This is a genomic window from Zongyangia hominis (assembly GCF_014385095.1).
Lineage (GTDB): Bacteria > Bacillota > Clostridia > Oscillospirales > Ruminococcaceae > Zongyangia > Zongyangia hominis.
In genome coordinates, this window is sequence record NZ_JACRTC010000023.1 from 1 (window position 1) to 511 (window position 511).

Genomic DNA, 511 nt, shown 5'->3' on the forward strand with positions numbered 1-511 from the left:
TCCTCCTTATAAAAATTTTTCCGCAGAATTGCGATGTTCTTCTCAAAATCCTCCATGACAGCCTGAAAATCGAAAGCCGCCGCCCCCCGGTACCCGGCCGCATAGCCCTCGGCCATCAGAAGCAGCATCTGAAAGACCGGCTGGGCATCCTCTGGGTCTTTGAATTTCAAAGCATCCTCTTCCCGCAGAACAAGATCGTTTCGGAATCTGCCGGTCTCCTCCGTCAGGATCGCCAGCGTATCCGTCACCTCGGGAGAATTTTCCTCCCAGGCACTGGTAATAAACTGCAAGATAAAAGGCTGATTTTGGAGCCCCTCCATTTTCATGCGGCTGGATGCCAGAATCCTGTCGAACAAATCTGTTTCGGAATCGAGGGCTTCCTTATCAAATAGTCCCTCTATGATTTTCTTGCAGTATTCCAGCAGGTAAATGTAGAGCTGCTTTTTACTGCCGAAATACTGAAACACAGACGCTTTGGAAATGTGTGCGGCTACCGCAATATCATTGATTG

Annotated in this window: 1 protein-coding gene; it reads right to left on the reverse strand. The window is 48.9% G+C overall.

The features are described 5' to 3' along the window. Nucleotides 1-511: TetR/AcrR family transcriptional regulator (locus H8709_RS11810; protein WP_262398497.1), on the reverse strand; the 511-nt coding region annotated here is incomplete at both ends.